This window comes from Kitasatospora aureofaciens, from assembly GCF_019192735.1.
GTDB lineage: Bacteria > Actinomycetota > Actinomycetes > Streptomycetales > Streptomycetaceae > Kitasatospora > Kitasatospora aureofaciens_A.
Genome location: NZ_JAHTKP010000134.1, coordinates 1 through 4,773, shown reverse-complemented (window position 1 = coordinate 4,773; position 4,773 = coordinate 1). Strand labels below are relative to the sequence as shown.

Annotated in this window: 6 protein-coding genes and 1 pseudogene; all 7 read right to left on the bottom strand. The window is 68.6% G+C overall.

What is annotated here, in order from left to right:
* Positions 1–46: 46 nt before the first annotated feature.
* The gene (locus KV557_RS41380) at positions 47–739 is read right to left on the bottom strand and encodes an IS3 family transposase (protein ID WP_308130318.1); all 693 of its coding nucleotides are present in this window, start codon (positions 737–739) and stop codon (positions 47–49) included.
* A gap of 5 nt (positions 740–744) precedes the next feature.
* Positions 745–1,062, bottom strand: coding sequence for a transposase (locus tag KV557_RS41375; RefSeq protein WP_218207275.1), 318 nt, complete (start codon positions 1,060–1,062; stop codon positions 745–747).
* 35 nt (positions 1,063–1,097) lie between these two features.
* Complete coding sequence (locus KV557_RS41370) at positions 1,098–1,496, bottom strand: hypothetical protein (protein ID WP_218207273.1); 399 nt, start codon at positions 1,494–1,496, stop codon at positions 1,098–1,100.
* A 127-nt stretch (positions 1,497–1,623) separates the two neighbouring features.
* Entirely contained in the window at positions 1,624–1,968 is a 345-nt protein-coding gene (locus KV557_RS41365; RefSeq protein ID WP_218207271.1) for a VOC family protein, read from the bottom strand.
* Between the two features lie 190 nt (positions 1,969–2,158).
* Entirely contained in the window at positions 2,159–3,514 is a 1,356-nt protein-coding gene (locus KV557_RS41360) for a HEAT repeat domain-containing protein (protein WP_256178732.1), read from the bottom strand.
* A gap of 195 nt (positions 3,515–3,709) precedes the next feature.
* Positions 3,710–4,108 carry a type IV toxin-antitoxin system AbiEi family antitoxin domain-containing protein gene (locus KV557_RS41355; protein ID WP_218207270.1) on the bottom strand — a complete coding sequence of 133 codons (399 nt, stop codon included), beginning with the start codon at positions 4,106–4,108 and terminating at the stop codon, positions 3,710–3,712.
* A pseudogene (locus KV557_RS41350) lies at positions 4,105–4,650 on the bottom strand (transposase); the annotation flags it as partial. The gene KV557_RS41355 and the pseudogene KV557_RS41350, both read right to left, overlap by 4 nt.
* Positions 4,651–4,773 lie beyond the last annotated feature (123 nt).

The window sequence follows — 4,773 nt, the reverse complement described above, 5'->3', positions numbered from 1 at the left end:
CGCCGAATCGGGGGTCGCCCCGGCGAACGCATCGCCGGACGCCCCGTCAGCGTCGTGATCCACCCTGCTGGCCGTCCCATGCAACACCACCTCGATCAAGGTGTTGCGACGACCGGTGGAATCCACCCTGCGATCCGGCATCGGAGTGGTGTATCAACTCCCTTGGCACTACCGGGAATCCGGCACGGTCCCGCTGCCAAAGGCCCATCTCGAGGGCGGACAGGATCAGCGGGGTCTGCTTGTTGGTGGCCGCCGACCAGCCGACGATCCGCCGGGAGAAGGTGTCGACGACGAAGGCGACGTAGACGGTGCCCGCCCAGGCCGCCACGTGCGTGAAGTCCGCGACCCAGACCCGATTGGGAGCGCTCGCGACGAAGTTGCGTTCCAGTAGGTCGGGCGCCCGGTCGACGCTCTTGTCCGACACTGTGGTGACAACCTTCTTGCCACGCATGGCCCCTGACAGGCCTTCGGCTTTCATGAGGCGTGAGACGGTGCACTGGGCGACGGTGTGTCCGCGTCGCTGGAGTTCGGCCCAGACCTTGCGGTAGCCGTAGACGCCGTAGTTGCTCTCGTGGATCTCCTTGATGAGCGGGATGAGCTCCGCGTCGCGGCGGGCGCGGGCGGAGGTGGTGCCGCTCTTGTGGGTGTAGTAGGTGCTGGGGTGGATACTGCAGTCGTTCGAGGTGAGCGTCCTGCAGATCGGCTCGACTCCGCCGAAGCGGTCCCGATGCTCGTCGATGAACGCTACGAGCGTGTGTGTGGCCGGTCGAGCTCGGCCGCGAAGAAAGACGCCGCGGCCTTGAGGATCTCGTTGGCCCGCTTCAGCTCGGCGTTCTCCCGCTTGAGCGCCTTCATCGCCGCGGATTCCTCGGTCGTCGTGCCCGGCCGGGTGCCGGCGTCGGTCTGGGCCTGGCGGACCCACTTGCGCAGGCTCTCCGGGCCCACGTCGAGCTTGGCGCCGATCGACCGGATGCACTGGTACTCGGTCTCGTACTGATCACGGGTCTCCAGCACCAGGCGCACCGCCCGCTCCCGGACCTCACTGGGGTATGGCTTCCTCATAACGGACTCGATCCTTCCAAGAGAAGAAGTCTCGGTCAAACCCGCAGCGGTTCAACCGGCCCCGACGCGGCCAGCGCCGTCTCGAAGACCTGCCGATAGGCCCCACACAACGCGCCGGCCCCCAGTCCGGCCTGCCATTGCGGCGGCCGGGCATCGTAACCCTCCCGCAGCACCGGTCCCGCAGGCGCCGGCCGCACCACAGGAACGGGAACAGGATCCTGCGGCGCGACCGACGCAAGTGACACCTCGTCGCCTTCGCGGATCGGGACTGCCCCCTCGGCGAACATGAGCGCCACCTCCGCCCGGGCGATCCGCGCGTGCTCCAGCCGCTGTCGGGCGGCTTCCGCTTGCACCTCGGCCTCCCGCAGCACCTCCAGCCAGGACTCCAGGTCCTCCTGGGCCCGCGCTTCCCGGACCTCCAGCAACGCGATCACCGACGGCGCACTGCACCTCCACGGCCAGGCCAACCCTCCGCTGACTGCCCGCAGCCGGTCACCCCGACACCGCCGCCACCCGAATGCTGCTGGTCATCGAGCTACAGACCGGTTCACCACCACGCTCTCAGTGTCCCGTCGGGGTCCATGCGGCAAGCTCGTTGCCACCCGGCTCGCGGAAATGGAAGCGCCTGCCGCCGGGGAAGTCGAACGCCTCGACCGTGATGGTCCCGCCCGCCTCGAGTACCGCGTTCCGCGTCGCCTCCAGGTCGTTCACCTGGATCACGGCCAGTGGCCCGGCCGGGGCTTCTGCGCGGTCCTGCTGGAAGCCGAGGCTGACCCCGCCGCCGCAGTCCACGTCGGTGTACTCCGGACCGTACGGGGTCGCCGCCCAGCCGAAGACGGCCCCGAAGAACTCTGCCGACCCCCGAGCCGAGGCAGTGGGGAACTCGACCATCGTAAAGCTGATCATGCTTTAGATCATACGTAGGGCTGTTGAGGCGGCCGCTTCTTCTGTCCAAACTGGCGGCTCATTTGCGATCCACCAGCTCTACGGTCATGCCCTAACACGCTCGGCGGATTGCCCGTTACTGACCCACGCTCCTAGGTCTCTACGCTCGCACCCGGCGGGCTCGTTCCGGGGCTCGCGTTCTTCTGTTTCGTCAGGCTCGGTCGGGTTGGTTGCGTGTGCGGTACCGCCAGAGGGCGAACAGCCGGTGGTCGTGCTCGGAGAAGGCATCGAGCGGTCCGATCCGCTCGTACGCCTGCTCGGCGCGTGGATCGTCGCGGCAGGCGAGTGCGAAGGCCGCCTCCAGACGCAGGCCCTTGTCCTCCTCGTCGAGGAGTGTGAGGAAGGCGTCCAGAGTGGGGGTGGTCCGGTCATCGGAGAGGGCGAGGGACTCGGCAGCGTGGCGCCGTACCCAGAGGGCGTCGTCGCGAAGTAGCAGGAGTAGGGCGTCCCGGATCGCCGGAGCGAGCTGATTGTCGAGCGTGAACCGTGGGGCGAACACCTGGGCCACGGCGGCCCGGACCTCGGGATCGGGATCGCGAACCATGCCGAGCAGTGCGGACGTAGCCGCCTCACTGCGTGCGGTCCGCTCCCGGCTCAGACAGAACGCCACCTCGCTGCGTACGCGCGGGTCCGGATGGTTGGTGTACCGAAGGCCGATGGCCTCTTGGTCCGGATGCTCCCTGCCGTTGTAGACGTTCAGGATGTCGGCGAGCACGTGCCCGTCGGGCTCGTCCTGTGCCCAGGACGCCAGGAAGTCGACGTCGCGGGCGACGTCCGATGCGCGGTCCGCCGTCGCGAGAAAGCCCCGGTGCCACAGAACCGACGCCAGGAAACGACGGTGCGTGGGATCGGGATGTTGACGCAGAGCGGTGAGCTCGGACCATATGCGTGGGCCCCGGCGCTGGCCCAGATAGTAGGCGGCGGCGAACCAGTTGCTGTCCCCGTCCTCCGCGTGCGGGACGGCGCGTGCCATCACTTCAGCAAGGGGCGGTAGTACACCGAACTGCCACTCCAGGTGGGTGAGGATGGCCCCGTGTCCGGCCCGTACGGTGAGCCCGCCGAGGGAGAGCTCGTCGATCGTGTCGCCGTGGGCGTCGTCGATCCGGTGCGTGACGGCCGGGCCGGTGGCTCCGGTCCGGCGGCGCAGTTCCTCGACCACGCCGATCTCGTACCAGTGCCGGGCCAGGTCGAGCAGTTGTCGTTGGGAAGCCTCGGGCACACGGAGTCGAGGGGCATCCCCGAGTACCACGGTGACCAGCATGGGGGAGCCGGTGTCGACTGCACGCAGAAGGGGAGTGCTGCCGTCCGGAAGCTCACGGTCCTGGTTGGCGCCCCCGTCGACCAGGACCTCGGCGGTGAGGTGATCGAGCCCGGCCACAGCGGTGCAGAGCAGGGGCAAGCCATCGGAGCCCAAGGTGTCCGGCGCCGCGCCCTGCTCCAGACAGGCCCGCACCGTGGCGGCGTCCCTTGCGATCACGGCACTGACCAACCGGTCGGTCAGGTCCAACGACGGCTCCGTCAACGCTCCCCCTGATGATGTGTTCGAAGAGAGCAACGTACCCGGAACAACGAGATGATGCCGAGCCCGCCCGGCAGCGACGAAGTGCTTGACCAGGTGCGAGAGGAACGCGACGCAGCGTGAACGCGCTCGTCAGCCACCACCCGGGTCGGCACGGGCGCGCCTTCCGTGGCTCAGAGGACGTTAAGTCCGTTTCTGGTAGCGGCCGCGTCCGGGTTGGTCGAGGAGTCCCTGACGAACGAGTCGTCCCAGGCGGGAGCGGGTGACGTTGATCGAGGGCTCGTCGGTGGGCAGTCCGAGGAGTTCGTGGAGGTCGCGAACTCGGAAGACCCGCCCGGGGTGCTCGTTGAAGGCGGTCACGATGCGCTGGTAGACGGTGGCGGGCTCCTCGGAGGCCTGTGCGCGGTCGGGCAGGGCGAGGCCGTCGATGACCTTGCGGGTGGTGACGATCTCGGCGAGGCGGGCCTCGATCTCGGCCAGGCCACGAGTGAGTTGCTCGATCTGCTCTCGCAGGCCGTCGGCGCGTACGGCGGTCTCGTCGTATTCGGCCTGCAACAGCCGCAGGAGCTCGGTGACGTTCACGCGGCCAGCCCCACCTCGTCGCGCCAGGCGGGGCTGGGGGTGGCGAGGCGGCGGAGCATGCCGGCGGTGGAGGCCCAGTAGACGCGGGAGGCGGCGTTGTCCAGCCGGTGGTCGTAGTCACGGGCGAGGCGCCGGTGGAGCATGAGGGTGCCGTTGACCTGCTCGACCACCCACCGCTTCGGTTGCGGAACGAAGCCCTTGCCCTGGGTGTCGGGGTTGCGGCGGACCACCTCGACGGTGATGTCCTTCACTGCCCCGTGGATGATCACGGCGTCCTTGAAGCCCTGGTCGACCAGGACCTTTTCCAGGCGCATCCCGCACCGTTCGGCTGCCTGGTCCAGCAGGGCGATGCCGGCCTCGTTGTCGTGCGCGCTCGCGGCCAGGACCACCACACCGATGATCAGGCCCAGCACGTCGACGGCCAGTCCCCGCTTCCTGCCGGGCGTCTTCTTGTTCGCGTCCAGTCCCGTCGTGGTCTTCGGGACCCCCGCCGCCACGCGCACGGACTGGGTGTCGATGATCACCAGGGACGGGTCCTCTAACGGCGTTGGGAGAAATTGACGTCGGGGTGTGCTGGCCTGGTGGGTCGGCTGGTGGGTGATCAGCAGGCGGCCTGTCGGGCGAGCACCAGTTCGGTGCTCGACTTGCGCCGGGTCATCCGTCGG

Coding starts and splice junctions, on each gene's coding strand:
- KV557_RS41365 (WP_218207271.1), bottom strand. CDS start 1,968: ATGATCAGCTTTACGATGGTCGAGTTCCCCACTGCCTCGGCTCGGGGG.
- KV557_RS41375 (WP_218207275.1), bottom strand. CDS start 1,062: ATGAGGAAGCCATACCCCAGTGAGGTCCGGGAGCGGGCGGTGCGCCTG.